General features: G+C 43.6%; 26 protein-coding genes and 1 tRNA gene. 18 read left to right on the forward strand and 9 right to left on the reverse strand.

What is annotated here, in order from left to right; all coding sequences use genetic code 11:
- Positions 1–4: 4 nt before the first annotated feature.
- Complete coding sequence (locus J4N37_RS23670; RefSeq protein WP_252042568.1) at positions 5–1,774, reverse strand: methyl-accepting chemotaxis protein; 1,770 nt, start codon at positions 1,772–1,774, stop codon at positions 5–7.
- A gap of 78 nt (positions 1,775–1,852) precedes the next feature.
- On the reverse strand, positions 1,853–2,266 hold the full coding sequence (gene arfB / locus J4N37_RS23675) for an alternative ribosome rescue aminoacyl-tRNA hydrolase ArfB (RefSeq protein WP_045394462.1): 414 nt from the start codon (positions 2,264–2,266) through the stop codon (positions 1,853–1,855).
- 77 nt (positions 2,267–2,343) lie between these two features.
- Here arfB and J4N37_RS23680 point away from each other — a divergent pair, with 77 nt between their 5' ends.
- The gene (locus tag J4N37_RS23680; protein ID WP_252042569.1) at positions 2,344–2,946 is read left to right on the forward strand and encodes a beta-phosphoglucomutase family hydrolase; all 603 of its coding nucleotides are present in this window, start codon (positions 2,344–2,346) and stop codon (positions 2,944–2,946) included.
- Positions 2,947–3,021: 75 nt separating this feature from the next.
- On the opposite strand, the gene bamJ is transcribed toward J4N37_RS23680, so the two are convergent.
- Both bamJ and J4N37_RS23690 read right to left on the reverse strand, forming a co-directional pair.
- Positions 3,022–3,495 carry a BamJ family beta-barrel-assembly machinery protein gene (bamJ, locus tag J4N37_RS23685; protein WP_010452495.1) on the reverse strand — a complete coding sequence of 158 codons (474 nt, stop codon included), beginning with the start codon at positions 3,493–3,495 and terminating at the stop codon, positions 3,022–3,024.
- A gap of 14 nt (positions 3,496–3,509) precedes the next feature.
- On the reverse strand, positions 3,510–4,142 hold the full coding sequence (locus J4N37_RS23690; RefSeq protein ID WP_038882962.1) for a thiol:disulfide interchange protein DsbA/DsbL: 633 nt from the start codon (positions 4,140–4,142) through the stop codon (positions 3,510–3,512).
- Positions 4,143–4,375: 233 nt separating this feature from the next.
- Between J4N37_RS23690 and J4N37_RS23695 the strand changes: the two genes are divergently transcribed.
- Positions 4,376–4,993 carry an OmpA family protein gene (locus J4N37_RS23695; RefSeq protein WP_038882972.1) on the forward strand — a complete coding sequence of 206 codons (618 nt, stop codon included), beginning with the start codon at positions 4,376–4,378 and terminating at the stop codon, positions 4,991–4,993.
- 48 nt (positions 4,994–5,041) lie between these two features.
- On the opposite strand, the gene J4N37_RS23700 is transcribed toward J4N37_RS23695, so the two are convergent.
- From J4N37_RS23700 to J4N37_RS23715, 4 genes are all read right to left on the reverse strand, one after another.
- A complete protein-coding gene (locus J4N37_RS23700) occupies positions 5,042–5,401 on the reverse strand; it encodes a glutaredoxin family protein (RefSeq protein WP_010452490.1) in 360 nt (119 codons plus the stop codon).
- A 128-nt stretch (positions 5,402–5,529) separates the two neighbouring features.
- Complete coding sequence (locus J4N37_RS23705) at positions 5,530–6,072, reverse strand: hypothetical protein (RefSeq protein ID WP_038882963.1); 543 nt, start codon at positions 6,070–6,072, stop codon at positions 5,530–5,532.
- Positions 6,059–6,604: a YaeQ family protein gene (locus J4N37_RS23710; protein ID WP_038882964.1), complete on the reverse strand. Its 546-nt coding sequence runs from the start codon at positions 6,602–6,604 to the stop codon at positions 6,059–6,061. Before J4N37_RS23710 ends, J4N37_RS23705 begins: the two co-directional genes overlap by 14 nt.
- A gap of 266 nt (positions 6,605–6,870) precedes the next feature.
- A complete protein-coding gene (locus J4N37_RS23715) occupies positions 6,871–7,080 on the reverse strand; it encodes a cold-shock protein (RefSeq protein WP_005433440.1) in 210 nt (69 codons plus the stop codon).
- A 369-nt stretch (positions 7,081–7,449) separates the two neighbouring features.
- On the opposite strand from J4N37_RS23715, the gene J4N37_RS23720 reads away from it, so the two are divergent.
- Positions 7,450–7,716, forward strand: coding sequence for an alternative ribosome-rescue factor A (locus J4N37_RS23720; protein WP_252042570.1), 267 nt, complete (start codon positions 7,450–7,452; stop codon positions 7,714–7,716).
- Here J4N37_RS23720 and J4N37_RS23725 read toward each other — a convergent pair.
- Positions 7,713–8,876: a threonine/serine exporter family protein gene (locus J4N37_RS23725; protein ID WP_010452481.1), complete on the reverse strand. Its 1,164-nt coding sequence runs from the start codon at positions 8,874–8,876 to the stop codon at positions 7,713–7,715. The two genes, J4N37_RS23720 and J4N37_RS23725, sit on opposite strands and share 4 nt — an antisense overlap.
- A 332-nt stretch (positions 8,877–9,208) precedes the next feature.
- Here J4N37_RS23725 and J4N37_RS23730 point away from each other — a divergent pair, with 332 nt between their 5' ends.
- The 15 genes from J4N37_RS23730 (at position 9,209) to tssG (ending at position 26,249) form a co-directional block, all read left to right on the forward strand.
- Positions 9,209–10,651 (forward strand): transporter substrate-binding domain-containing diguanylate cyclase, encoded by a 1,443-nt coding sequence (locus J4N37_RS23730; RefSeq protein ID WP_252042571.1) that lies wholly within the window; start codon positions 9,209–9,211, stop codon positions 10,649–10,651.
- Positions 10,652–10,767: 116 nt separating this feature from the next.
- Positions 10,768–11,514: an outer membrane lipoprotein-sorting protein gene (locus J4N37_RS23735; RefSeq protein ID WP_252042573.1), complete on the forward strand. Its 747-nt coding sequence runs from the start codon at positions 10,768–10,770 to the stop codon at positions 11,512–11,514.
- Positions 11,515–11,580: 66 nt separating this feature from the next.
- A complete protein-coding gene (locus J4N37_RS23740; protein ID WP_252042574.1) occupies positions 11,581–12,810 on the forward strand; it encodes an ABC transporter permease in 1,230 nt (409 codons plus the stop codon).
- A complete protein-coding gene (locus J4N37_RS23745; protein ID WP_252042575.1) occupies positions 12,800–14,035 on the forward strand; it encodes an ABC transporter permease in 1,236 nt (411 codons plus the stop codon). Before J4N37_RS23740 ends, J4N37_RS23745 begins: the two co-directional genes overlap by 11 nt.
- A complete protein-coding gene (locus J4N37_RS23750; protein ID WP_009704729.1) occupies positions 14,035–14,748 on the forward strand; it encodes an ABC transporter ATP-binding protein in 714 nt (237 codons plus the stop codon). Before J4N37_RS23745 ends, J4N37_RS23750 begins: the two co-directional genes overlap by 1 nt.
- A 79-nt stretch (positions 14,749–14,827) precedes the next feature.
- On the forward strand, positions 14,828–16,000 hold the full coding sequence (locus J4N37_RS23755) for a hypothetical protein (protein ID WP_252042576.1): 1,173 nt from the start codon (positions 14,828–14,830) through the stop codon (positions 15,998–16,000).
- A gap of 67 nt (positions 16,001–16,067) precedes the next feature.
- The gene (locus tag J4N37_RS23760; RefSeq protein ID WP_252042577.1) at positions 16,068–18,068 is read left to right on the forward strand and encodes a HAMP domain-containing methyl-accepting chemotaxis protein; all 2,001 of its coding nucleotides are present in this window, start codon (positions 16,068–16,070) and stop codon (positions 18,066–18,068) included.
- Between the two features lie 284 nt (positions 18,069–18,352).
- Positions 18,353–18,832: a Dps family protein gene (locus J4N37_RS23765; protein WP_252042578.1), complete on the forward strand. Its 480-nt coding sequence runs from the start codon at positions 18,353–18,355 to the stop codon at positions 18,830–18,832.
- Positions 18,833–19,047: 215 nt separating this feature from the next.
- Positions 19,048–19,122 (forward strand) — tRNA-Gly (locus tag J4N37_RS23770).
- 507 nt (positions 19,123–19,629) lie between these two features.
- On the forward strand, positions 19,630–20,634 hold the full coding sequence (locus J4N37_RS23775) for an SEL1-like repeat protein (RefSeq protein WP_252042579.1): 1,005 nt from the start codon (positions 19,630–19,632) through the stop codon (positions 20,632–20,634).
- A 386-nt stretch (positions 20,635–21,020) separates the two neighbouring features.
- Complete coding sequence (tssB, locus tag J4N37_RS23780) at positions 21,021–21,536, forward strand: type VI secretion system contractile sheath small subunit (protein WP_252042580.1); 516 nt, start codon at positions 21,021–21,023, stop codon at positions 21,534–21,536.
- Positions 21,537–21,578: 42 nt separating this feature from the next.
- Positions 21,579–23,054, forward strand: a complete 1,476-nt coding sequence (tssC, locus tag J4N37_RS23785) for a type VI secretion system contractile sheath large subunit (RefSeq protein WP_010452458.1) — start codon at positions 21,579–21,581, stop codon at positions 23,052–23,054.
- Positions 23,055–23,056: 2 nt separating this feature from the next.
- Entirely contained in the window at positions 23,057–23,494 is a 438-nt protein-coding gene (gene tssE / locus J4N37_RS23790) for a type VI secretion system baseplate subunit TssE (RefSeq protein WP_010452457.1), read from the forward strand.
- Positions 23,495–23,499: 5 nt separating this feature from the next.
- Entirely contained in the window at positions 23,500–25,269 is a 1,770-nt protein-coding gene (gene tssF / locus J4N37_RS23795) for a type VI secretion system baseplate subunit TssF (protein WP_010452454.1), read from the forward strand.
- On the forward strand, positions 25,233–26,249 hold the full coding sequence (gene tssG, locus J4N37_RS23800; RefSeq protein ID WP_010452453.1) for a type VI secretion system baseplate subunit TssG: 1,017 nt from the start codon (positions 25,233–25,235) through the stop codon (positions 26,247–26,249). The genes tssF and tssG overlap by 37 nt, the downstream gene beginning before the upstream one ends.
- Positions 26,250–26,251: the final 2 nt, after the last annotated feature.

The raw sequence follows: 26,251 nt of genomic DNA on the forward strand, positions 1-26,251 counted from the left end.
TGAGTTAAGCATTGCGAGTTTTAAACTCAGCTACTGCGGCATCCATGTCATGGGCTTGTGCAGAGACACTATCTACTTCTTGCAAGCACTCTTGGGCTGAACGCATATTATTGTCAGAGATAACATTCAGTTCAGTGATTGACTCACTCACTTGGTTCATCACAATCCCTTGCTCTTCAATTGCCGAAGCGATTCGCTCTGAATTCGCTTGAATCGAATGCATATCGGTGATGATTTGTTGCAGGCTTGAGTCTAGTTTCTCTGATGCATGCAAAGTTTGTTGCCCTTGGTCATTACATTGATCTATGTCTGCAACCACTGTCGACATCTGAGACTGAATATCAGAAACCACTCTTGTGATTTCTTCAGTCGATTGGTGTGTACGGCTTGCAAGCGCACGCACTTCATCAGCTACGACAGCAAATCCTCGACCTTGTTCTCCAGCACGGGCAGCCTCGATAGCAGCGTTTAGAGCAAGTAGGTTAGTTTGTTCTGCAATTTCTTGAATGATATTTACGGCACCACCAATTTTATCAACATGACTGTTCAGAGATGCAATTGACTGCTGGCTGTTGGACAGAATTCCGGTTAGCTGACCAACATTTGTTACGGTTGACTCAACAACTTCGCGTCCACTTTCTGCATTGTTTGAAGCTTGGTGAACGCCTTCGACAGCAACGGATGTACTCTGAGAGATTTCACCGATCGTAGCGACCATTTGTTGTACAGCTGTAGCCATTGAAGACGTATGGTCAGCTTGATTGTGGAACTGTTCAATAACGCCTTCAAGCTCGCGATGCATGTTATCCGTGCTGGATGAAAGAACGCCCGATTTCTCTTGTGTTCCTTTAATCAAATCCTCTAACTTATCTAACAAGTCATTAAGGTGATGACTAATTGATACCAGCTCGTCCTTTCCTTCTAGCGTAGAACGAATCCCCATGTCGTTGGTTTCACTGATAGACTTGATGGTGGCAAGCAAGGTTGAAACACGAGAGTTAATGGAGCGAGAGATTTGAAGTATGATCAATGCAATCATCGCTAAGATAACAACGCTTGTTCCTTGCTTTATTAGCGTCATCTGAGCTTCACGGTCTGAATAAGCTTTTGTTAAAGCACTAGAGAAGTTCTTGAACTGCTCTTCAACTGCGTGAGAGGCTGAGCGAGTTTCACCGAGCAAGCCCTTGTTGTATGAAACCCCAATCAGTTGTCTTTGGCTAGCAACGGCTTGAGCGGCGCTAAGAAGCTCTGCGTTATCGATACCCGATACTAATGATGTATCGACTTCACCAGTTCGAACCAATTGGTCAAATTTAAGAAGAGATAAAAGTTGCTCATTGGTTGCGTATTTCTCTGCCTTTTCAAGGACATGTGAATAGGAAGCCAATAAGCCTTGCTCGTTGTTTAGGCCAAGTTTCTTAAAAGCAGAGACTAAGATTTGAAAATCTTTCTGATAGGTAAGCAAGTCTTGTTTAAATTGTTGGCTAGAAGGGAGTTGATGAGATTGCAAAATATGAGCGAGTTCATTTTCCACAATGACAAACTGCTCAACGTTTTGGTCAAACTTGCCAAGATATTTGGCATTACTTCTTAATAGAAAGTCCTTTTCATTACGACGTAAGTTTAAGAGTCTGATTTCTAAGTCGCCCACTAGCTTAATGGCGTGGTTAAGTTCTTTGCTTTGTTCAGCAAAATGTGACGAGGTGCCTAAGAGGGTAATGATACCTAAAATAGCGATGATGCCTAATGAATAGAGCTTTTGCCTAATAGTCATAATGTTAATCCTGAATAATTGACTAAAAATTGAGACCTATGCTGGTCTTTAAATGTAATGGCTCTAGCTTTTGACGTTTTAGAATGACACCTTTTTTCGGTGTTCTTTTTTGGCCGCATGTTTGGTTTTATTATCTAAGCGGCGTCGTTGTGAAGCTCTTGTTGGCTTAGTCGATATTCGCTTCTTTTGTTGATGACTCGCAGATTGAATCAGGGCAGCTAATCTATTCAGTGCATCTTCTCGATTCTGCTCTTGTGTCCGGTACGTTTGCGCTTTAATTACCACCACTCCTTCCTTTGATATTCTACTGTCAGACATAGCTAGTAAGCGATCTTTGTAGAATTGGGGAAGCGTGGAATGATGTACGTCAAAGCGTAAATGTATCGCGGACGATACCTTATTAACGTTTTGACCGCCAGAACCTTGAGCTCTTATGGGAGCAAGTTGGATTTCCCAGTCTTGAATTGTGACAGAGTTCGAAATTTTGAGCATATTTGATAAATGCCAATAGGGGTTACAGCGATGACTGATAAATTACCATATTGAAATGTAAAAGTAGAAGAATAGCGATGAACACGATTGATTTAAGCCCCTACAAAGGCCTGATTTTTGATATGGACGGCACTTTAATTGATACCATGCCAGCGCATTTAGCGGCTTGGCAAGCAACGGCAGATCGTTTTAACTTTCCATTCCACCAAGATTGGCTTCACAGTTTAGGGGGAATGCCAAGTTTCAAAATTGTCGGTGAAGTGAACCGCCAGCATGGTTTATCTCTCGATCCTAAAGCTGTGTCGCGTTTTAAAATGGACACGTTTGCTGAAATGGAACAACACGGTGAAATCATTTCATGCACGAATAGCGTTTTGGATGAGCATCTTGGCCATAAGAAAATTGCAGTAGGTACAGGTAGCCAACGTGAAAGTGCACTGCGTCTATTAGCTAAAGCAGGCATCTTGAAGAAGCTTAACGCCGTGGTAACCGCGACAGACGTAGAAAATCATAAGCCTTTCCCCGACACTTTTCTAATGGCCGCAGATCAGCTTGGCTTAGGAGCACAAGACTGTGTGGTGTTTGAAGATACCGAGTTAGGCAAGAAAGCCGCTCACGCTGCAGGTATGGATTGTGTGATGGTGGAAGGGGATAAGTTGGTCTTTTATCCAAAGGCTTAATTAACTACTGTTCAGAAGAGCTCGTCCAATAAAAAACGCCGCAATCGACGCGGCGTTTTTTGTTCTCACTGAGAATCATTGGATGTCCAATAGTTCCACATCAAAGATCAGGACACTTGCTGGTGGGATAGGGCCCGTACCGTTTTTACCGTAACCAAGTGTGCTTGGTACGAACAGGCGGATTTTCTCACCCACAACCATGTATTGCAGACCTTCTTGCCAGCCTTTAATCACTTGGTTTAGGCCGAATGTGATTGGCTCGCCGCGCTCTACAGAGCTATCGAAAACCGTGCCGTCGATCAGTGTGCCATGGTAGTGCACCTTCACTTTGCTAGTCGCTGTTGGGTGAACATCACCAGTCCCTTTCTCAAGCACTAGGTATTGCAGGCCACTCTCTGTGGTAATTACACCTTCTTTCTTGCTGTTCTCAAGCAGGAATTCTTGGCCTTTAGAAAAGTTCTCATCAGCCACTTTGTGGTTGGTCCAAGTGCGGTAAATAAAGAATGCCGCTAGGACGAAAATAATAAGAGGAAACAGAAATTTAGACACAGTAGCTCCTTGTCTTATTTTGGTTGTTTTAGCAGATAGTTGATTGTGTCAGCCATAGCTTCAACGGTTTCGTGACCGCCAGTGATCACTTGGTATTTACCGTTTACGATAAACGCTGGAACTGAGTTAATTTGACCACGAGTAGTGATCTCTTCTGCTTTGGTGATGTATTCAAACAGTTTTGCTTGTTGCGCGTCGTCTAGCTGGTATGGGCTTACTAGGTTGCGAGACTCAAAAGCTTTCTCAACTGCTGCTTGGCGCTCATCTGCTGTTGCATCTGCACCCATTTGAACTGCCGCAAACAGCTCTTCCATAAATGCTTTGTCTGGTGTGCCGTTAACTTGCATTGCTGCTGTGTAGAAGATGATCGCGCTGATCTGTGCACTCTCATTAAAGGTAACGTGCATCTTCTCAACTTTTTGTTCTGTCAACGATTCAATCTGAGGAACGAACTGTTCCATCGTACGACAGTGGCCGCAAGTTAGAGAGAAAACTTCAGTAACTGGCGCTAGGTTATATTCAGCAAGAGAAACAGGTAGCTCTTCATATTGCTTGCCTTGTTGTGGCTGACTATTGCCGTTGTCACAAGCCGAAAGGGCAAATACTGTCGCAAAAAGTGCAGCGCCTTTAGAAATAGTTTTAAACATAAAGTGGCTCTAAATTAAGTGGTTATACCTTAGTTTATAGGCTAAAAGGCCAGACGAAAACCGTTTAAATGTATTGTTACACTAATGGTTTTAAAGTGCTTCAACACTGAGCTAAATGGCATGGATTGTGCTTGGTTTTCACACAAGCAAAACAACGTTTTGGTTCCAATTGGCTAAAGCTTGATTCAAGCCCGCCGATTAATATCATAATCAACTACTGTATTGGGATTCGTATGAAGTATTGGTATTTGGTCATTTGCGGCATTTTGAGTGGGTGCGGTAGTCTTGATTCGGAGATGATTCCGGGAAACATGCTGGATGTTGCTCCAAGATCAAATGAGCAGTTAAGGCATCCAGAGTGGGGTTATAGCACGATACCTTATGTTTCGGCTAAGCAGCACGTTACAGCGGTGAAGTACGATGAAAAAAAGCCCCAAGGCGTGACTTCCCTAGAGATGTACCTTGATCGTAATCAGATTGCACATGAGGTACTAGCTGGTGAGAATGTCATGATACGCTTGAAAGAAAAAATAAACTTTCAGTTTGATTCCTCTCGCTTATCAGCGAACTCTCAAAATTGGATTCAAAATTTAGGCCAGTATCTGTCAAGTCGCCCTGATGTCGATGTTGTGATTGATGGGCATGCAGATAGCTCTGGTGCAGAGTCATACAACGAGGGATTATCCGAAAGAAGAGCGAAAGAAGTCGAAAGTCAGCTCCTTACAATGATTCCCCGACAGCGTTTGTTTTCTAGAGGTTTTGGTGAATTGGTTCCTAAGTGCAGCAACAATAGCTCTACAGGAAAAGCCTGTAATCGACGCGTAGAACTCATGTTGATCGTCAATCAATAAAAAGAGGCACTGACTAGGTGCCTCTTTTGCCTTTGTTCTAGGGGGAACTTAGGCAAATTCTTTTTCGATGTACGCGACGATGTCTGACGACTCGTATAACCACTGTGTTTCACCCTCTTTTTCAATGCGAAGGCAAGGTACTTTCACTCGACCGCCACCTTGTTCTAGTGCTTCACGGTGGGCTGGGTCGTTTTTCGCATCACGTACTTCAATATTCACTGATTGACGCTTCATCGCGCGACGAACTTTTACGCAGAAAGGACAAGCTTCAAATTGGTACAGTGCGTAGTTTTTCGCTTTGTCATCAACACTTTTCTGTTCTTCTGCTGAGCGTTTTACGCCGCGAGGTGAGAATACTGCGTTGAGAAGTAGAATGATTTTTCCCAAAATCCAACGGATAAACTTCATAATGATCCCTTGATGTTCAGTGGATAAGTGTCCTTGAGTTTCATGCAACGAACTTATTTCAGCGAAGAAAGTCGTTGCATGTGAGGGCGTAGTCTATCAGGTGTTTGGTTTTGACAAAACCATGTTTTTTATGAGGAAAATAAGCGCTTAACCCAACTAAACAGCCCTTGTTTTTTTGCTGGGTTTACTTCTTTACCCATGTAGAAGCTTTGCATCAAATCAGTACGAAAGGCATCTAAATCCATTCGTTTTATCACGAGCTCATGTTGCAAAGTATTCTGGGTTTGCTCCGCGTGATCGTGAGCGAGGCTAAAATCCATATTTAGGTAACCTTGGGTGTATAGCCACAAGTGTGTCACCAATACTAAGTCCTCGGCTGACTGATTAGTGAACTTCTCAGCGTGCTCTTCACCTAGCGTGTCATTTAGAACTTGTTGCATGTGATGTGCTGACGTTGAATGCTGTTCATACAGTGCACTCGCTTCTATGTGAGATTTAGTCAACAATCCAAGTAGATGTAGCGCAGGTGCCGTATCAGGCTTGTTTTCACATACTTTTATGAACAGGGGCGCTTGTTCTTTCGTCCAACGTCGTCTAGCTGCTTTATGCTGACATACAAAGGGAATATTCTTGACACCTATCTCTTCAATAAATTCTTTAAGAGGCGTCATTCGTCTGCAATTCCCTTACTGTTACTTCAATATGTTGTTCGTTGATATCAACAAAAATAGAGGTGCCAGTGATCATCACAGACAGACTAGTACCACGATCAAGATGTTGTGCGATCATGTCAATTGCGTCGTAATCTAGGCTTGCGACATCCACAGGGAGCATACCAAACTTACCTGCCATCTTATCCCACCATACCGACGCTTTTGTGTTGTAGGTATAAACCTTCACATGCTTTGCAAGGCGAGTCGCTTTTTTTATGCGGTCTGGCTCAGGCTCTCCAATCTCAATCCAGTGGGTAATGGATTGGTCGTCTTCCACATGCCATAGATCGGGTTCTTCTGTTGTAGAAAGGCCCTTGGTGAACTCAAGTTCGTCCTGTGCATTTAGGCAGAAAGCAAAAATGCGCGCTAGCATTCGTTGCGGTTTCTCTGAAGGGTGAAGAGCGATCGTCAGGTTTTTCGAATCGTAGTAGTCGTTGTTCATATCAGAGATAGCGATACGAAATTTATAAATAGTGGGTTTCAGAGCCATGTTCTTAGTCAGTCTCAATGTGTGAGGAGGTTGTTATCCCTATCAAAGTCTCAGTCGTACAAAATAACATTAGATATGATGCTAAATACCTTAGGGTTGTTGAGGTATAGCAAGGTCGTGGCACTAGGATACATCAACTCTAAAGCTGAGTTTGCATTTTATTGAGTAAAGTTAGTGTTTTACATATATGCAGATAGTAATCTTGTAAAAATTAGGCAAAAAAATAGCCAGCTAAAAGCTGGCTACTATATCAAAATCTATAAGTCTTAAACTAGAGTGATTTTCTCAGCTTGTGGACCTTTTTGACCTTGAGTGATTTCGAATTCTACTTTCTGGCCTTCAACAAGAGTACGGAAGCCGTCACCTTGGATTGCAGAGAAGTGAGCGAAAACGTCAGGACCGTTTTCTTGTTGGATGAAACCGAAGCCTTTAGTTTCGTTGAACCACTTAACTGTACCAGTAGCTTTGTTAGACATGTCTATTTCCTAAATATCTAAATTTTGTGTAAATCTTCGCCTTTCAGGCGCTTATAGCGTGGAAAAATAAATTGCTATTGCGTACCACAGGACGGCGGACTTACTAATCATCCAACGAAATGTGAGAACAAAGAACTTTCTTTCTAGCCGTCGTTGAGTCTAGGTTAAATTCAGAGAGAGTCAACATATATCGGAAGGATACATGGAAATATTTGTATTTAGTCACTTTTTAACCACTGTTTTTTTGATGGAGTTGCAAATAAATGAAACAAGCATGAAGTTTTTCAAGAGATTTATGAATTTAATTCTACAAAATTGACTAGTTTGCGAAATTATTGTTCAATCTGGTTTGACCAATAAGGAGTATGTATGAGTAGTTTAAAACATAATCCCTGCCCGGATGAATTGAGTTTAGATACAGAATTTGGACGCGGGATAATCAAAGATAATGCACTTAAAGCGGCAGTCACGAGCAAGTTATTCAGGACGAGAGTAGTAAAAGCGAAGAAAGGTAAAGGAAGCTTCAACCGGAAAGCGAAGCATAGAGGCAAAGAGCCCTATTCAAAGTCTTCACTAAAGTGGATTTTGAATAGGGCTCTTTTCTTATTTGAGGGTGACTGCGGAGCTGTGTTTTAACGTTCTATTTTGGGTGAGTAAATGGAGTATGCGGTGATTTGCCCAGCAACGATTGCAGAGAACATAAACAGTGCAGAAAGCCCGATACTTGGGATTGGCAGAATTGACTGTTCAAACACCGATTGACTCGCACTGACCAAAACACGACTGCCTGGAACCAAAATAATGATCCCTTGTACGATATAAATAGATCCTGTCAGTTCCATTTTCTTTGCGATCCAAGTGCCGTATAAAGTGATCAATACAGTCGTTATCCAAGTTCCGACAACCCATCCACTGTCAAACCCTAGATAGAATGGCCCCCACATGCCGAGCATTGCTACTGGCAAACCTAGTAAAATATCGAGCGGACGAGCATTAAAGATAACGCCAAGACAGCTTGAAATGAGAAACAGGCCACTGATATGCATCCAAGTTGGAATTTCATTAGTGTAAGCGATAGATTGTGCTTGCCCCCAAATGGCCTCGCCAATGTTAAGTCCCATTGTAATGCCCACAAACAGTTTGATCAGCGTGAGAGCGCATTGTCCTAATAAACTGGTGCCAGATACCAAGTCATTAAATGCTAAGCACTCTAAAGAGTTTGAAATGGAGAGGCCGGGAACAAACAGCACAATAGTGGCTATGCATAAAGCCCATACCGGAATAGGCAAGCCTGTACTAGAAAGATATGCGACGATGATGCCGGTAAAAAGCGCAGCGATAAATTCGACAGCAATAGCGCGGCGTGCTCGACATACCATTTGGCATCCCCAAACCATTAAGCCGAGTAAGAAAGCAAAGCCAACCGCCTCTAAAGTACTACCGACCAGCATCAAATAAGCTGGTGGAATCCCCATGTTTGCCAATGCTATCACCCACAAAGGATAGCCAGCTGGTTCGGGTACTGGTTCACTGCTTGGTTGGTTAATACGTATGATGGTATTTGCTAATAAGCTTAAGTTGATCGAAGCTGGCTTGAGACGTTTTAGTACAACAGCATTGTTGTCGTCGGGGAATTGATAATTGATAGCCGTTGGTGTTGCTTGGATCATTACATCAACCCCATGCTTTTGAGCGTAGTGTTGAGTGTACTTTTCTACTTTGTAAGGCGCGCAACCACTGCGATGGAGAGTATCGCCAATCTCAACAATTTTGTTTATTCGATATTGTGAAGGCATGATGAATTATACTGCAAAAATTTTGCATTAAAGTTAACAAAGCTCATCGCTTTCTTGAAGCTAAGAATATGAGGGAAAAGCAGGACTGTGCTCTAGGTCTGATGGCATGCGGTATTTCGTAGATTATTTAAGCAGAACCAGAATTTTTGAGATTGGGAATTGCGAAGAAGCACTTTAGTGCTAGCGGAGGTGTACATCAGTAGTACAAATTTATAGAATTCTCAATATTGATATCGTGAATTAGATATGCATCACATTTGGTACTCAATTACACTCACATTATTTGCTATACCTAAGGTTGTAGCCCATCAGTATTTGCGTAGAGAAAAGGTATGATGTTGTACGTGCATAAAGTATTAACACGGCTTAAGGTCGGACGGTTCTACCTTGTTCTTCTTCTGGCGATCTTCCTTCCTTGCTTTAGTTATGCTCACGTAACGGAGCCTAACGCTTTAGTTGTTGCTAACTCTAAAGCATGGAAACCATTTTCTTACCTAACAGAAGATGGCGAACCTGCTGGAATCTTAATCGACTATTGGAAAGCCTATTCGGAAAAGAACCATGTTCGAGTCGAGTTTTTGTTGCTTGACTGGGATGAATCGTTGCGTGCTGTGGAAGAGGGTAAAGCGCATATTCATGCTGGACTCATCTACTCCAAGCCAAGAGATGAATATCTAGAGTTTGGTGCAGTCATTATGCCCATTGATACACAATTGTATCTCGCGACTGAACTGGTCGGTTTGAATGTCCAAGAGGCACTAAGAGGCAATTCAGATACGAAAATTGGAGTCGTGAAAGGGGGATATGAAGAGTACTTTATTACTAATAAGTACCCTGATATAGAGGTAAATACTTACGAAAATAATGAATTGCTATTAAAAGCAGCGGCGCGGCAAGAGATAAAAATGTTTATTGCGGATGAGCAAGTGGTCAACTTTCATTCAGCGACATCGAATGTGATATTTAGCTTTGTGCCAGTTATGCATTTGTACAGTCGAGATCTCCGAATTGCAGCATCAGAGAGCAGCCCTATTTCTATCGGAGCTTTGTCTCGTCAATTTGAAAACATACCCCATTCAGAAAAAGATCGCATTATTAACCGTTGGACCAATATTCAGAGAGTCTATCCGATGTATTTGCTTCCTCTGGCCATTGTGCTGTTTTCGGCGGCTGCGATGTTTCATATTTTTAGTTTGCGAAAAACCGTTCGTCAAAAAACGAAAGAGTTAACGTTAGCCAATAAAAAACTCTTAGAGCTGACGCTGACCGACCCATTAACGAAGCTACAGAACCGACGCCATTTTATTGATCAGTTATCACGTTATAGTGCGGGGGGCTGTAACCTGACGTTAATGATTTTCGACATTGACGACTTTAAATCCGTCAATGATCGGTTTGGCCACATTTGTGGAGACGAAGTCATTCTCTCTGTCGCCAATACTGCGAAGAAGAAAATGCCAGCCGAGGTGTCGCTAGCAAGGATAGGAGGAGAAGAGTTTGCCATTATTTCTTCTCATCTGACAGAAGCTCGTGCTCGACAACTTGCAGAAGAGCTATGTATTGCTATTGCAGCAAATGCAGTGATGATTGACGACCATGTGGTTAAAGTCAGTGTCAGTCTAGGGTGTGCGTTCTATCCAGAGTTTGATTCACCACTGTCGCTGGCGGATGCTGACGCTCTGATGTATCAGGCCAAATCTGCGGGTAAGAACTGTGCTGTCTTCCAATGTGTACGTAGAGATAACGTGGCGCCTTTACTCCGTAAAGCTGAATAAACTTTGAGCGATCTCTCGCCGACCTTCCACCCCTTCTTGCTATACTGATTTGAACTCCCTGTTTTTGTTGTTATTTCTGACGTGAATAGTATTGGATTTCAGTGTCGAGGACGGTTATGCGTACTGCTTTGTTATCTCTATTGTGTTGGTCCATTTCATTTACTGCTGTCGCTGAAAGTGCTTTTGATATCGTACAACAGTCAGATCAGGCAATGCGCGGTGATTCCAGTTATACCGAATCTACAATGGAGATCATTCGTCCTGATTGGACTCGGTCGATGACCATGAAGAGTTGGACAAAAGGGACGGATTTGTCTTTGGTGTTGGTTACGGCGCCAGCCAAAGATAAGGGCAGCGCTTCTCTAAAACGACAGAGAGAAATGTGGAATTGGGTGCCGAGTATTGAACGCGTCATCAAAATTGCGCCATCTATGTTGAGCCAATCGTGGATGGGCTCTGACTTCACCAATGATGACTTGATAAACCAGTCCTCTATCGTGGTCGATTATCAACATGAATTAAAAGGCGAGGATGTGTTTGATGGCGACAAGGTTTGGGTGATAGACGCCGTTGCGAAGCCCGATGCTCCCGTGGTTTGGAGCAAAGTAACTTTGTGGATTTCCAAATCGACCTACCTGCAGCGCAAAGTGGAATTCTACGATGAGTTTGATGAGCGAGTGAACGTGATGACGACTTATGACGTGAAAGAGCTCGGCGGGAGAAAATTAGCGACCAGAATGGAAATGCAGCCGCTTGATAAGCCAGAGAACAAAACCGTACTCATTACCCACCAAGCGCAGTTTGATTTCGATATCGATGACAGCTTTTTCTCTCAGCAACAGATGAAATCGCTGCGCGACTAAGTTTGGATAAATGAGCGGCTAAAAGAAGAAACGGATAATCAAACATCAACGGAAGGAAGCGAATCAATGCTTGTGAAACTGGCTTGGCGAAACCTCTGGCGACAAAAACGCAGGACACTACTGACGGCGTCTGCGTTGGCATTGGTGCTGTTTCTTTCGCTTATTACGCGAGCGTTTCAAGAAGGCAGTTACACGTCCAATATCAAAAATGCCGCCAAGTTTTATACAGGTCTGATTCAACTGCAAAACCCCGAGTTTGGTGACTCTTCCAGCATTGATGATGTTTTGCCGCAAACCAACACCTTCATTTCGGCGGCGAAAAACAATCCCAATATTGATGTGGTATTACCTCGGGTGGAATCTTTTGCTTTAGCCGCAAAAGACGAACGCTCAAAAGGCGTGATGGTACTAGGTGTGGAGCCTGAAGCTGAAGATCAGTACTCCAATATCAGCGACAAATTGATTGAGGGAAGCTACATCCAATCAGGGCAAAAATCAGTGCTAGTTGGTGGTGGTTTGGCGAATTATTTGCAACTCAAGGTTGGCGATGAATTGGTGCTATATGGTGTCGGTTATCGAGGGCAAACGGCGGCAGGTTTGTATCAAATCTCGGGCATTCTTCATTTTCCTCTGCAGCAGCTTGATTCTCAGTTGGTGTACATGCCGCTCGATACTGCGCAAAACCTGTATTCGTTGGATGACCAAGTCACTGCATGGGTTTTAAATACTGAGAGTCTAAGAGACTTACCTGATACCGTTGAACAGCTTAAAGCCGAGTATGGCAAAAATGTCGCCGTGAAAGATTGGAAAGAACTGTCGCCAGAAATGGCACAGCAAATCGCCTTAGATAAAGCGGGTGGCATTTTCTTGATTTACATTCTCTACGGCATTGTTGGTTTTGGCTTGTTCGCGACTATCTTAATGACGACATTAGAGCGCCAACGTGAGTTTGCTGTCATGCTGGCGACCGGAATGCTGCGCTCCAAGCTCGTCCTTCTGCTCACGATAGAGTCTCTGTTTATGTCCGTCATTGGCATCATTATTGGGCTTATCGTTAGTGCTCCTGTGTTGGGGTATTTCTATTTTAATCCAATCGAAATTACCGGCGATGCTGCCAAGCTCATGCGCGAAAGTGGTTTTGAACCTATTGTGCCCGTTTCGCTCGACCCACACTTACTGCTCAATCAAATCGTAGTCGTGCTGTTTATTCTTTTGTTGTGTTTGCTTTACCCAATGGTTCGCATGCTTCGAATGCCCATTGCGGCAGGGTTAAAAGGAGGTGCTCATGCTGGTTAAGTTGGCTTGGCGTAACTTGTGGCGTAACAAGTTGAGAACCTCAATCATGCTCGGTGCCATGGTATTTGGCTTGATGGGCGTGGTTGCCATGATGGGTTTTATGAATGGCTTAGTCGATAGCATGATCAAGAACGCTATCTCTTGGCAAACCAGTCACTTTCAGATCCAGCAAAAGTCCTACTTGGTCAATCCTGAGCTAAAAGATGTGATTCCCGATTCGAATAAGATAGGCAAAGTGTTATCGACTAATCGAGAAGTGAAAGCCATTTCTGAACGATTTCTAGCAGATGGCATGGTAGCGTCAGCGCGGAGTACACGTGGTATTCGCATCAACGGCGTTAATATCGAGCAAGAGCAAAACATCACGCCACTATCGAAACATATTGTCGACGGAGAATGGCTGAGCGAAGAAGGCAGAAATCCGATTTTGGTATCGAGCAAAATAGCCGAACGATTGAAGCTACGAGTCGGGTCCAAAGTTGTACTTACTCTGTCTGATATCAATGGGGAGGTCGCAGGCGCGGCATTTCGTGTTCGAGGTATATTCAAAACACCATCGACAGGGTTTGATGACGGTAATGTCTACGTCCGAAAAGCAGATCTTGAAAAGGTCGCGGGGCTGAGTGGCACACACGAAATCGCAATACTCCTTACTTCTAATAACGATACTGAGCTCAAGCAGATACTGGCGTTCACTAACTCTATTTTACCGCCGGAAAGTAAAGACTTGCTCAGTGTGAGACCTTGGCAAGAGATCCAACCTTTGCTCTCGACCATGATGAGCACAATGGATGTTTCCAACCAAGTGATGCTGGTGGTGTTTGTGTTGGCGATGACCCTTGGCATCATCAATATCATGTTGATGTCGGTGTTTGAACGCACACGAGAGTTCGGTGTGTTAATGGCTGTCGGGATGCAAAAACACAAGATACGCTTGTTGATCGTTTTCGAAACCTTGTTCCTCGGATTAAGCGGTTGTGCGCTTGGGTTACTCGGGAGTGTAATTATGCTCAAGGTGCTGAGTACTACTGGATTATCGCTGGCTAGTATGGCGGAAGGGCTGGGGGCTTATGGCGTAGATACCTTGCTCTATCCACGGGTATCGCTAGCGGAATATCAAATGATCATTGTCGCGATTTTTGTTGCTAGCTTTATTGCAGCACTGTATCCCGCACGACAAATCTTAAAGCATCGACCAGTGGATGCCATGGCGGAGAAAAGCTAATGACCATCAAACTAGAAAACCTAACTAAAATTTACAACGCCGATGGTGATTATCCCGTGCATGCAGTGCAGTCGGTCGATCTGGAGATCAAGCAAGGTGAGTTCGTTGCGATCATGGGACCATCTGGTTCGGGTAAAACGACGTTGCTGAACATGATTGGCGGTATTGATGCTCCAAGCTCTGGCAAAGTGGAAATCGACGGCTGCATGATTTCATCGATGTCAGAAAAAGAACTGATTGCCTATCGTCGCGATAATATAGGCTTCATCTTCCAAGACTACAGTTTGTTACCTGTGTTAACCGCGCTTGAGAATGTGGAATTCGTCATGCAACTGCAAGGAAAAACCGAGCGAGAGTGCCGTGAACGTGCGACGTCCTTGCTTGAACAAGTGGGGTTAGCGGAGCAAATGAATAAGGTGCCAGGTAAGATGTCTGGTGGGCAGCAACAGCGTGTTGCGGTTGCTCGAGCCCTAGCGCCGAAGCCTCGTTTTGTCATGGCGGACGAACCCACTGCCAATCTAGACGCCAAAAGCACTGCGGAGCTGCTCGACATTATGGAGCAGCTTAGCGAACAAGAGGGGACGACGTTTATCTTCTCGACCCACGATCCGCGGGTGATAAAACGTGCACACCGAATTATCGTGTTTGAAGACGGTCGCTTAGCGCGTGATTTCAGTAACATTGATAATCGTGCAGAGAGATCACATGCATAGAGCCGCTTACCATTTGTATACGACTTGCACCAAAGCTCTCCGATTAAATACTTGCTTGCCCAGAACAAAAGTAAGTACGATGTTTATCAAGGTGTTAAGTCTTTCTCTGCTTAGTCTTAAGGCTGGTGGAGCCTTTTCTGCGGTTCCCGGATTAGAGCCTCAAAAGTCATGGGATTTGGAGGGTTACATCAAATACATGGCAACTTACAGTATTCCTGATGGCACTGATAATACGTTCGATAACCTGATACACAATCGACTTAACTTTGAATACCGTTTTTCCTCTAGCTGGCGTGTGAATGTTGGACTACGAAATCGAGCACTTTGGGGTGATTCTACCGACTTTCCTAGCTATGCCGATTTGGTTGCGTTGGATTCTGGTTACATGGATTTAAGCAAAAACTGGCATGAAGATGATGTGGTCATTAACAGTCAGCTTGATCGCTTGTATCTCACTTGGCAGCAAGATGACTGGGGAGCGCAACTAGGGCGCTTTCGTATCAATTGGTCGATGAATACGATATGGAATCCTAACGATATCTATAATGCGTATTCGATTTACGATTTTGACTATGAAGAGCGGGCAGGCACGGATGCGGTCATGCTGAGCAGAAAATTAGGTTTTGCCGATGGGGTAGATTTGGTGTTTTCACCAGCTCGTCAGTCAGGACAAGACAGTGCCTCACTGCGTTATTTCGCAAATCAATCGGGATGGGATTATCAGTTTATTGCAGGACGAGCTCGGATGGATTACGTACTCGGCGTTGGTTTTGCAACGGATGTGTTTAATGCGGGTTTTCGTGGAGAGCTCACGTGGTTTGATCCCATTGATCCAGAATTTGAGGGTGAAGCGACCAAAAAGACCACGGTTGCCAGTATTGAATCGGATTACAGCTTTGGCGGCAAACGCAGCTGGATGGGGCGTGCAGCGTGGTTATTTATCTCTGAACCGCAAGATGCATCAAGCGCATTGGCGTATTTGAACCTTCCTCTCGATGCAAAAACGTTGAGCTTTACACGAAATACATGGTACGCCGATGTGAGCTTTGACTTAACACCTCTAAACCGCGTCACGTTTTCAACCAGTTACTACGATGATCATTCCTATTTCCTTGGGATATCGAGTAACTACTCCCTCGCAAATGACTGGCAATTACTTACCGTGATCCAAAGTTTTAATGGTAATCACGATAGTTTATTTGGAGCCACTCCAGCAACATTGTTATTCGCTAATATAAAATACTCTTTTTGATTACATGTCTTTAACATTTTAATGGTTAAAGTTATATTTAGGGCTCATCGTTGTCAGGAGTTTATGGATGAACCTTACAATATCAGGGAAGTTGCAGCTCAGTTTTGTGCTGCTAGCCGTACTTTTTATGGCATCAGCGGTATTTACTTATCGCAACGTCACCACCGTTGAGCAATATGCCTCTTCATTACTTAAATCCGATTTACCGACCGTAGACATCAGTCGCGGTATCCAACAATCCGTTCAAGCCTCGCTTTCCTCTATTCGGGCCTACATGTTGTTAGGTGGTGATGAGCAACAGAGCATGCACTTGAGTGAAGATATGCGCAATATCATGGCGTCAACTGACGAATCTCTTCCGACTTTACAAGCTTTGATCTCACAACAGGACTTTCAAGCGGTTCAAAGCCAATGGGACACAGTAAAAGAGTCTCTAAATGAGCTGCTGGAGCTTAGCCACAGCGACGAGAACTTACCTGCTCACAACCTCTTCATTAACGAGGCAGCACCTATAGCGGAAGTGGCGCTTGACCAGCTTCAAAACCTAATTAATGAAGAGTCTGGGAACCCATTTGGTGGAGACAGAAAACGCCTGTTTAAAGTCTACGCCGACAGTTACACATCGTTAGCCAATGCACTTTCTGCTTTGCGAGATTTTCTGTTATACGGGAAGCAAAGCTACTTGGATAAATACCAAGACTTGATTAAGTACCACAATCAGTCTGTAGCGGAAATCGACAGCAAACTGGATAGACTCACCGATAACGACCAATCACTGTGGTCACTGTTTAAGGAAATGCAGCAACTGTACTTTCCTCTGGCAGAGCAGGTGATTGCATTGCGTCAGTCAGCAGAATGGAACGAATCAAACTTGCTGATGGCTAACGAACTGTTACCAGCTGCGGATGCTCTAGACCAAAGCTTAGAGACGATTGTATTGGCTCAGCAAAATCGTGCCGATCAGAGTGGGCAGGGCATCAATCAGTCGATCAAAAACGTACTTACCACCATGTTGATTGCAGCGGCGCTGGTTTTGTTTGCCGCAATAGCGATTTCAAAATACATGGGCAGCACCATTGGTCGCCGAGTGAAGAACTTGTCGGAGCGAGCAAAGACGATCGCTTCAGGAGATGTTTCTCAGCCTCCATTGGTTGTTGTAGGTAAAGATGAATTGGCTGATCTCACCGATTCGATTAACCGCATGAACGAATCTTTGGCAGGTATCGTTTCCGGAGTTAATGGTAAAGCTAGCCAGGTTGATATCAGCATGGAAGAACTGTTGGAGTCAGCTCAGGTCACTTCATTGAATATAGAACAGCAACAAACCAACATTGTTGAAATGGGGCGTCAACTGGATGAGATTGCTCTCGCAGCAAGAAACACTTTGGATCAAGCCAACCAATCGGTGCAGAAGCTTTCTGATTCAAAAGGCGAGATTGAACAAGGTCGTGATGCTCTAGAGCAAAATAAAGTCACTATGGAAAGCTTACACGGCAGTATTGAAACCGCCAGTACGCAAGTGACACAGTTAAGCAAAGAGAGTGCAGCCATTGGGCGTGTTACTGAAGTGATTGAAGGCTTGGCTGAGCAAACTAACTTACTGGCATTGAATGCGGCGATAGAAGCGGCGCGTGCAGGTGATCAAGGGCGAGGCTTTGCGGTGGTTGCTGACGAGGTTCGTATGTTGGCGACACGGACGACTGAATCGACAACAGAAATCAACGGTATCATCAATGCCATTCAACGCTCGACTAATTCTGTGGTTGAGGAGATTGAACACAGCCAATCACTTGCGGAGCAGGGCGCTGAACACATTGATAAAGCAGTAACTCGTTTGCTTGTTACTACTGAGCAAATTGGCTCTTTGAATGAACAAATGGCAGAACTTGCGGCAGCGGCAGAGCAGCAATCTCATGCAACCAATTCGATCACTGGATTGATGTCAGATGTCACTCATTCAGTGGAGGAAGTTTCGAATAACAGTCAGCGAGCATCAGAGACATCATTGCAAGTAAAAGAGCAAGTTACCGAGTTGAATCATCAAATGGCGGCTTTCAAGACCACTTAGAAGCGGTACCTTGAACTCTTAACCTAATGCGAAAAAGCCCCAACCATTGTTACATGAAAATGGTTGGGGCTTTTTTGTTGAATGATACGCCGATATTCGTCTGCTTGCTCATTGGAATTGGCTATTTAAATCATAGCTAAAACCAAATTTTCTTCACCGAGCCGGAGTCGTAATATGACTCCATCGGCAGTAAATACTGCAAAAGAATTTTTAAACTTTATACCAATCCCGGTAAGAGAATCGTTCGTTACTACGATTGGTATCATCCTTCTAGGAGCAAGATTATGAACAAACAAGCAAGCCTAATTGGTCTAGACAGCGAACAATCAGCACAACTAGCTCAACAGCTAAATCAACTGTTAGCGCACTACCAAGTGTTGTACATGAACTCACGTGGTTACCACTGGAACATTAAAGGTGCGCAGTTCTTCGAACTGCACGTGAAATTTGAAGAGATCTACACTGATCTACAAACAAAAATCGATGAGCTTGCAGAGCGTATTCTAACTTTGGGTCATACGCCAGCGCACGCATTCAGCAACTACTTGGAAGCAAGTGAAATTAAAGAACATCAAAACGCGACTTCTGGTGAGGAGTGTGTACAAGGTCTGGTTCAAGGCTTCAGCGTTTTACTTCTAAAACAGCGTGAGATTCTACAAAACGCGAGTGAAGCAGATGACGAAGGTACAGCGGCATTGATGGGTGACTACATCCGTGAGCAAGAAAAATTAATGTGGATGCTTAACGCTTACCTACAAGGCTAAGCGACGCATCACCCAAACAATCCTTGGGAACGCATGCAACAATCGGGAATAAGTTAGAAGGAGCACATTAGTGCTCCTTTATTTCGTTGTGATGAAACAAAAAATGAGCGCCGTGTGCAAGCATTTGATTATATTTGGCTGATTAGTAAGCAGTTGAACAAAAAGCGCTTTTCTTTTCCTACAGTTGTGGCATATTGAGGTTATCTCTTCGATGCGCGGGCATCGTATAATGGCTATTACCTCAGCCTTCCAAGCTGATGATGCGGGTTCGATTCCCGCTGCCCGCTCCAATCCAATCCAATCCAATCCAATCTGTGATTTTTAGCTTTCCATTTTGGGAATGTTTCATTTCGTGCCCAATATATACATAATTTTTATATCATAACTTTGATAATTTCTTACGAATCCAACTGATTCCTCTTAAAGAATATTCTATTTTTACCGTTTGGTATAATGTATTTTTTAGTGCGAGAACCAATACTTAAATTCCCGGTTTGTCTTGGACAACATTGCACTCCTAAAAATAAAAACAAATAACTGGCTCATTAATAAGACAGGCTTTTGGGCAGTTTCTTGCTCGCTGGTTGGTGATTTTGTTTTTCCTGGGCAAAAAGTTGCCTAGGGCTGGGCCTGATTCTAGTAAAGTTCGGTTGTCCATATTTGGAATGTTTATTGCTTTATTATATTGCTCATAGAATAAAATTAATTAGAGCAGTGGACGTCTTGGTTGACATTTATATTTGTCTTCACTAATAGAACGAATTGATTGTACGTTTTTGGCTTTAAAGGTGACAGGAATGTCAGCAGTAACAAGGTTATTCGCTTTAAGTCTTTGGCTTTTTTGCGCTATTGCAAATAGTGCTGAAGAAGGGAGTTATGATTTAAATAATCTTTCAGCAGTAGAGGCTTTTGAAAAAGGAAGGCTTTTAAGGGCGCAGTTTAAGAATGTAGAAGGGCGTAGGTATCTTAAGTTCGCAGCAGAGCTCGGAAACCCTAATGCTGCGTATCTATACGCAATGGAATTGGCTTCATACAAAAGTACCATTAGAACCCCTCCGGAGAGTAAGCACTATTTGATGATTGCGGCTAAAAATGGAAGTCGTAAAGCAATGCAGTTTCTTTATCTACATGCGAATTGGTTGGAAAAAGAAGAGCGTAATCTTTGGAAAAAGAATTATTACAACGCTGTCATTAACTTAGGTAGGGAAGAGCCTGATCAAGCCTTTTATGAGCTCGCTCTTTATCACCAGGGTAGTGATGCTGAACTCTCACAGTACTACCTAAGTCGCGCTGCCGCATTTAACCACCCTCATGCATTGATGGATTTAGCGAGCCAAATAGAAGCGGGAAAGGGCACATTCGTTTTACCAGGTAGCAGAGAAACTAATGCTCGGCACACTTACTTAAAAGCAGCAGAGACGGGATACTTACCAGCAATCTTAAACTACATCAAATACTTAGAGTCCGCTCAGATGTACGGCAAAGCATATGAGTGGCGAGTCAAGGCTATGGAAGCTGGCGATCTAACGTCCTTACCGATCCTTGCGTCACTACTCACTGAACAAAGCGAACCGTACGGATTTGTCGAATCTGATTTCGTTACTGCAAAGGCGTATTTAAGTGTTTATTTAGAGTCGGCAGGTAGAGACAAGTTACCTGCGTTATATTCAAATGTAGAAACGTTATTTGCTAATCTGTCTTTAGTTGTCAATGATACATATGACAATAAATTAATAATTCTCGAAAATAAGATAAAGTCTCATGCTCCCTTTTATAATCATGATACTTTTTGGGATTATTAACTAAAGCGTTAATAAAAGTATGATCCGTATTACACCAACTAATTATGGAATAGAGATCATGTTTTTATTTATTTTTAGATAAAGTTTTCATGTTTCGTGAATAGAATGCCGCTTATTAATTCTAAGCGTAGATAACCAAAGCGCATTACAATATTGAGCTATTGCTTAATTAGACTTTCTTTCTATGGTTGTCTGCTTCGAATTAGAGGCTTATTAGATAGTGGAATTACGGCCTGCTATCAATATTAATTATAAAAGTATAAATAGAAAGTGCGCCTTGTTTTAACAGGGCGCACAGATAGTTTTTTATTTAAATTCATAGTCAGATCTTTATCGAACTGACATTTTTATCGACAACGATTGGCATAAGGTATCGGAGACTTCATATGTCTAAAGAAGGAAGTGTAGCTCCTAAAGAGCGGATTAATATTAAATATATTCCGGCTACAGGGGATGCACAGGCTGAAATTGAACTCCCTTTAAAAACGCTCGTAGTGGGTGATTTTAAAGGACATCCAGAAGAAACACCGCTTGAAGAGCGTTCAGCAGTACGAGTTGATAAAAACAACTTTGAATCTGTAATGCGTGAAAGCGAGCTGCATATTTCTACAACAGTAAAAAACAAGCTCGTAGATGATGAAAACGCTGACCTCCCAGTTGAGCTGAACTTCAAATCTCTAGCGGACTTCTCACCAGATGCAGTGGCATCACAAGTACCTGAATTAAAAAAACTAATTGAGTTACGTGAAGCATTGGTTGCGCTAAAAGGTCCTCTTGGCAATATTCCAGCTTTCCGTGATCGTCTTCAAACACTTCTGAATTCAGAAGAGTCTCGTGAAAAGCTTTTGGCTGAGTTGAACTTGGTCGGCGGCGAGAAAAAAGAAGAAGAGCCTCAAGCTTAATTGAACGATATTCGTTACTAATCAAAATTTAGGATTTACTTAATGTCTACAACTGAATCGGTATTGGAAACCCCCCAGTTAGCGGAAGGTAGCCTGCTAGACGAGATCATGCAGCAAACGCGCATTGCTCCTAGTGAAGATGGCTATGATATCGCTAAGAAAGGTGTTGCTGCATTTATTGAAAACTTACTGGGTTCTCCACAATCAGAAGAGCCAGTAAACAAATCTTTGGTTGACCAAATGTTGGTTGAACTGGACAAGAAAGTCAGCGCGCAGATGGATGAGATCCTTCACAACGCAGACTACCAGCAAATGGAATCTTCATGGCGTGGTCTTAAGTTATTCATTGATCGCACAGACTTCCGCGAGAATAACAAAGTGGAAATTCTGCACGTAACAAAAGATGAATTGCTAGAAGATTTTGAATTCGCTCCTGAAACATGTCAGGCGGGCTTGTACAAACATGTTTATTCGTCAGGTTATGGTCAGTTTGGTGGCGAACCAACAGGCGCGATTATCGGTAACTATGCATTTTCGCCATCAACACCTGATATGAAACTTTTACAGTACATGGGTGCATTGGGTGCAATGTCTCATGCTCCATTCATCTCGAGTGTTGGCCCTGAGTTCTTTGGTATTGATTCGTTTGAAGAATTACCAAACATCAAAGATTTGAAGTCTACATTCGAAAGTCCGAAGTACACAAAATGGCGTTCTCTACGTGAGTCTGAAGACGCACGCTATTTAGGTTTGACAGCACCACGCTTCTTATTACGCGTTCCTTATGATCCAACAGAGAACCCGATCAAATCATTTAACTACACAGAAAATGTAAGCAGCTCTCACGAGCATTACCTGTGGGGTAATACTGCCTTTGCGTTTGCGACTCGCTTAACTGATAGCTTTGCGAAATACCGTTGGTGTCCAAACATCATTGGCCCACAAAGCGGTGGTGCCGTTGAAGATTTGCCTGTACACGTATTTGAATCAATGGGTGCGCTGCAAAGCAAGATTCCTACAGAAGTACTGATCACAGATCGCAAGGAATTTGAATTGGCAGAAGAGGGTTTTATCGCTCTTACTATGCGTAAAGGTAGTGATAACGCAGCATTCTTCTCTGCGAACTCAATTCAAAAACCAAAGATCTTCCCGAATACTAAGGAAGGTAAAGAAGCTGAGACCAACTACAAACTGGGTACTCAGCTTCCTTACATGATGATCATCAACCGTCTAGCGCATTACGTTAAGGTACTGCAACGTGAGCAAATTGGTGCATGGAAAGAGCGCCAAGACCTTGAGCGTGAACTAAACACTTGGATTAAGCAATATGTGGCTGACCAGGAGAACCCACCAGCAGACGTACGTAGTCGCCGCCCATTACGTGCAGCTCGTATTGAAGTTGCTGATGTTGAGGGGAACCCAGGTTGGTACCAAGTATCGCTTTCAGTTCGTCCTCACTTTAAATACATGGGTGCGAACTTCGAGCTTTCTTTGGTAGGTCGTCTAGATCAAGCTTGATTATGACGCACATAGCACCTGAAGAGAGTGCATTTGGTGTTGGCTTTTTTGAACGTTTGGAAGCCAACGCCAAACCGATGTCTTTGACCCAAGGGCCAGACGCATCAGATGTACTCGACTCAATTAAACGTAATGTATCAAACATTTTGAACTCTCGGATCGGTGGTTCTCAAAGTGCACCGGATCTGGGCTTAGTAGATTTTAACGATGCAACGCTCGAAACCTTAGATTTATCAGTTCGTATCAAGCTCGCGATTCAAAATTGTTTGGAGCGTTATGAGCCTCGCCTGACACATGTGGTCGTAAACGCAGAACAAGATACGTTCAATCCGTTAACTCTTAGGTTTCATATTATCGCGACGATTAATAGCGAAGCGTTACACGAAAAAGTCCAGTTCAGTCTGTTATTGGATCAAAACAGAAAATATCGAGTGTTTTAACCTTTATGACGCAAGACAAGTATTTCAGAGAAGAACTCGCGTTTCTAAAAGAGCAAGGGAAAGAGTTTACAGAAATCCACCCTCAGCTTTCACGCTTTCTTCATGGCCGAACAACAGATCCTGATGTTGAACGTTTGCTAGAGGGCTTTGCCTTTCTAACTGCACGCCTGCGTGAAAAAGTAGAAGACGAATTCCCAGAGCTTACTCATTCAATTATTAATATGCTTTGGCCTAACTACTTGCGTCCTATTCCTAGTATGAGCGTTGTCGCCTTCGCGCCAGATAAAAGCGTCAGCGAAAAGCAGGTAATAACTCGTGGCACTCAGTTGGATAGCAAGCCTGTATTTGGGACGCCTTGCCATTTTAAAACATGTCGAGATGTCGAGCTTTATCCACTTCAATGCGAAGATGTAAGCGCAGAGCACACTCGTGAAGCAACCACCATAAAGCTCTCTCTTGCTATGACAGGAGACATGACAGCAGGAGATGCCAAACTTGGCACGCTTCGCTTTTACTTAGGCGGAGACAAATACAGCTCTCAAACTTTGTATTTGTGGCTACACCATTACCTACAAAAAATGACCGTTGAAGTTGACGGTGTTGAGTTTGCACTACCTGCTGACGCATTTGCCACAGTCGGTTTTGATAGCGAGCAAGCACTGTTGCCTTACCCTAAAAATGTCTACGACGGCTACCGAATCTTACAAGAGTATTTATCTTTCCCCGAGGCATTCCACTTTTTCGACGTGAAAGGTCTTGCTAGCGCTTTACCAAAATCTGTTACGGGTGAATTTACGTTAAATATTCATTTTTCTAAAACGTTGCCAGCAGATACGCGAGTCAGAAAGGATAACTTCCAACTTTATTGCACTCCTATTATCAATTTATTTAGACATGACGCAGATCCGGTCGACTTAAACGGCCGTCGCACTGAGTACAGGATTTTCCCCTCTAGTCGCTATCCTGCGCATTATGAGATTTTCAGCGTTGACAGTGTAGTCGGTTGGCAAGATACAGAGTCCGAAGGCAGACGCATCAGAGGTGCAAAGCGAGTTTATGAGTCTTTCGAGAGCTTTCAACACGAAGTAGAACGTGTACGTAATCGCCAAGCTCTTTACTACCGTACGAGAGTGAAGGAAAGCATCCGAGGCGATGGATTTGATTCATTTATTTCGTTTATTCGAGGAGATGAAACATCTGCTGTCGGTGTTGATGAAGCGGTTTCAATTAAACTTACATGTACGAATCGCCTATTGCCATTAGAGCTAGGAGTGGGTGATATTTGTGTTGCAACCGATACTTCACCACCATTTGCGACATTCCAGAATATAACCGTCCCGTCGCAATCGCTTAGACCCGTTCTAGATGGCAGTTTGCTATGGACGCTGATCTCCAACTTGTCACTCAACTACCTGTCATTATTGTCGAAAGAGGCACTGAGCTGCGTCCTAAGAGCCTACGACTTTAGAGCGCTTGTTGATCGTCAGGCAGAACGAGTTGCTCGCATGCGTTTAGACGGAATCGTAAAAATCGAGTCTCATCCGGTCGACAAAATTCTAAGAGGTTTACCTGTTCGAGGGCTACAGTCGACTTTACATATTGACCAAAACGGATTTGGCTCGGAAGGAGACTTATTTTTGTTTGGCACGGTACTGAGTCACTTCTTTGCGCTCTACGCCAGCATTAACTCATTCCACGAACTTGTCGTGGTGAACGTCACGAACAAAGAGAGATACACATGGGGAACCCAGAGTGGAATGCAGCCGTTGATTTAGACGGTGAAGAATTTCACCCCCCAACGGGTGAGCTGTCAGCCAAAGTTAGAGAATACAGTTTCTATCAACTAGTTGAATTGTTGCAGAAACTCAATGATTTAAACCCAGAGTCAGAAGAATGGGAGCGACACTGCCGCCTCGTGTTTAGTGCAAACCCAAGTCTGGGGTTTTCGCCATGTGATGTAAAGGCGTTAGAAACACGACACGATGAAAGGCAAGTGCTTTTAACCAACTTTTTTGGACTTTCCGGAGCTCAATCGCCTTTACCGAGCTTTATTTTGGAGCAGTTAGCAACGGAAGAAGCTGGTGGGTTTAAACAGCCATTTTTAGACTTTTTTAATAACCGCTTGATCAACCTCGTTTATCGAGTATGGCGAAAGTACCGTTATTACGTTCGCTTTCAAGCTGGAGCACAGGACCAGTTCTCTGCGCAGCTATTCGCCTTGGTAGGACTAGGTGATCCTGACCTTCGAGGTGAAACACCGATTAACTGGTGCAAAATGTTGGCGTATGCAGGCACGCTGGCTGGTCGAAGTCGCTCACCCCAGGTTGTGGCAGGCATCATCGCCCACTGTTTCGACTTAGAAGATGTCACTATCAGGCAATGGGTGAGACGACGGGTGCTCATTGATAAAAGTCAGCAATTAGGTTTAGGCGTGCAGAATGCGAGCCTTGGCATTGATTCAATCATTGGTGAATCGGTTGTTGATTGTAGTGGCAAGTTTGTCATTTGTATCGGTAATTTAACGCAGGAACGCTTCGCAGACTTCTTGCCATCTGGGAAAGAGCATCAGCCACTGTGTAAGTTGGTCGAGTTTATTTTACGAGAGCAGATGGCCTATGACGTTGAACTGACGATGAAAGAAAGTGAAGCCCCTGATTTTTGTTTACATCCAGAACAAGGTGTTGCACTGGGTTGGACCTCGTTCCTTGGAAGCGACACAACGAATAAAAACGTATTGATTCAGGTAAGGCAATAACC

Source organism: Vibrio sp. SCSIO 43153, assembly GCF_023716625.1.
GTDB lineage: Bacteria > Pseudomonadota > Gammaproteobacteria > Enterobacterales > Vibrionaceae > Vibrio > Vibrio rotiferianus.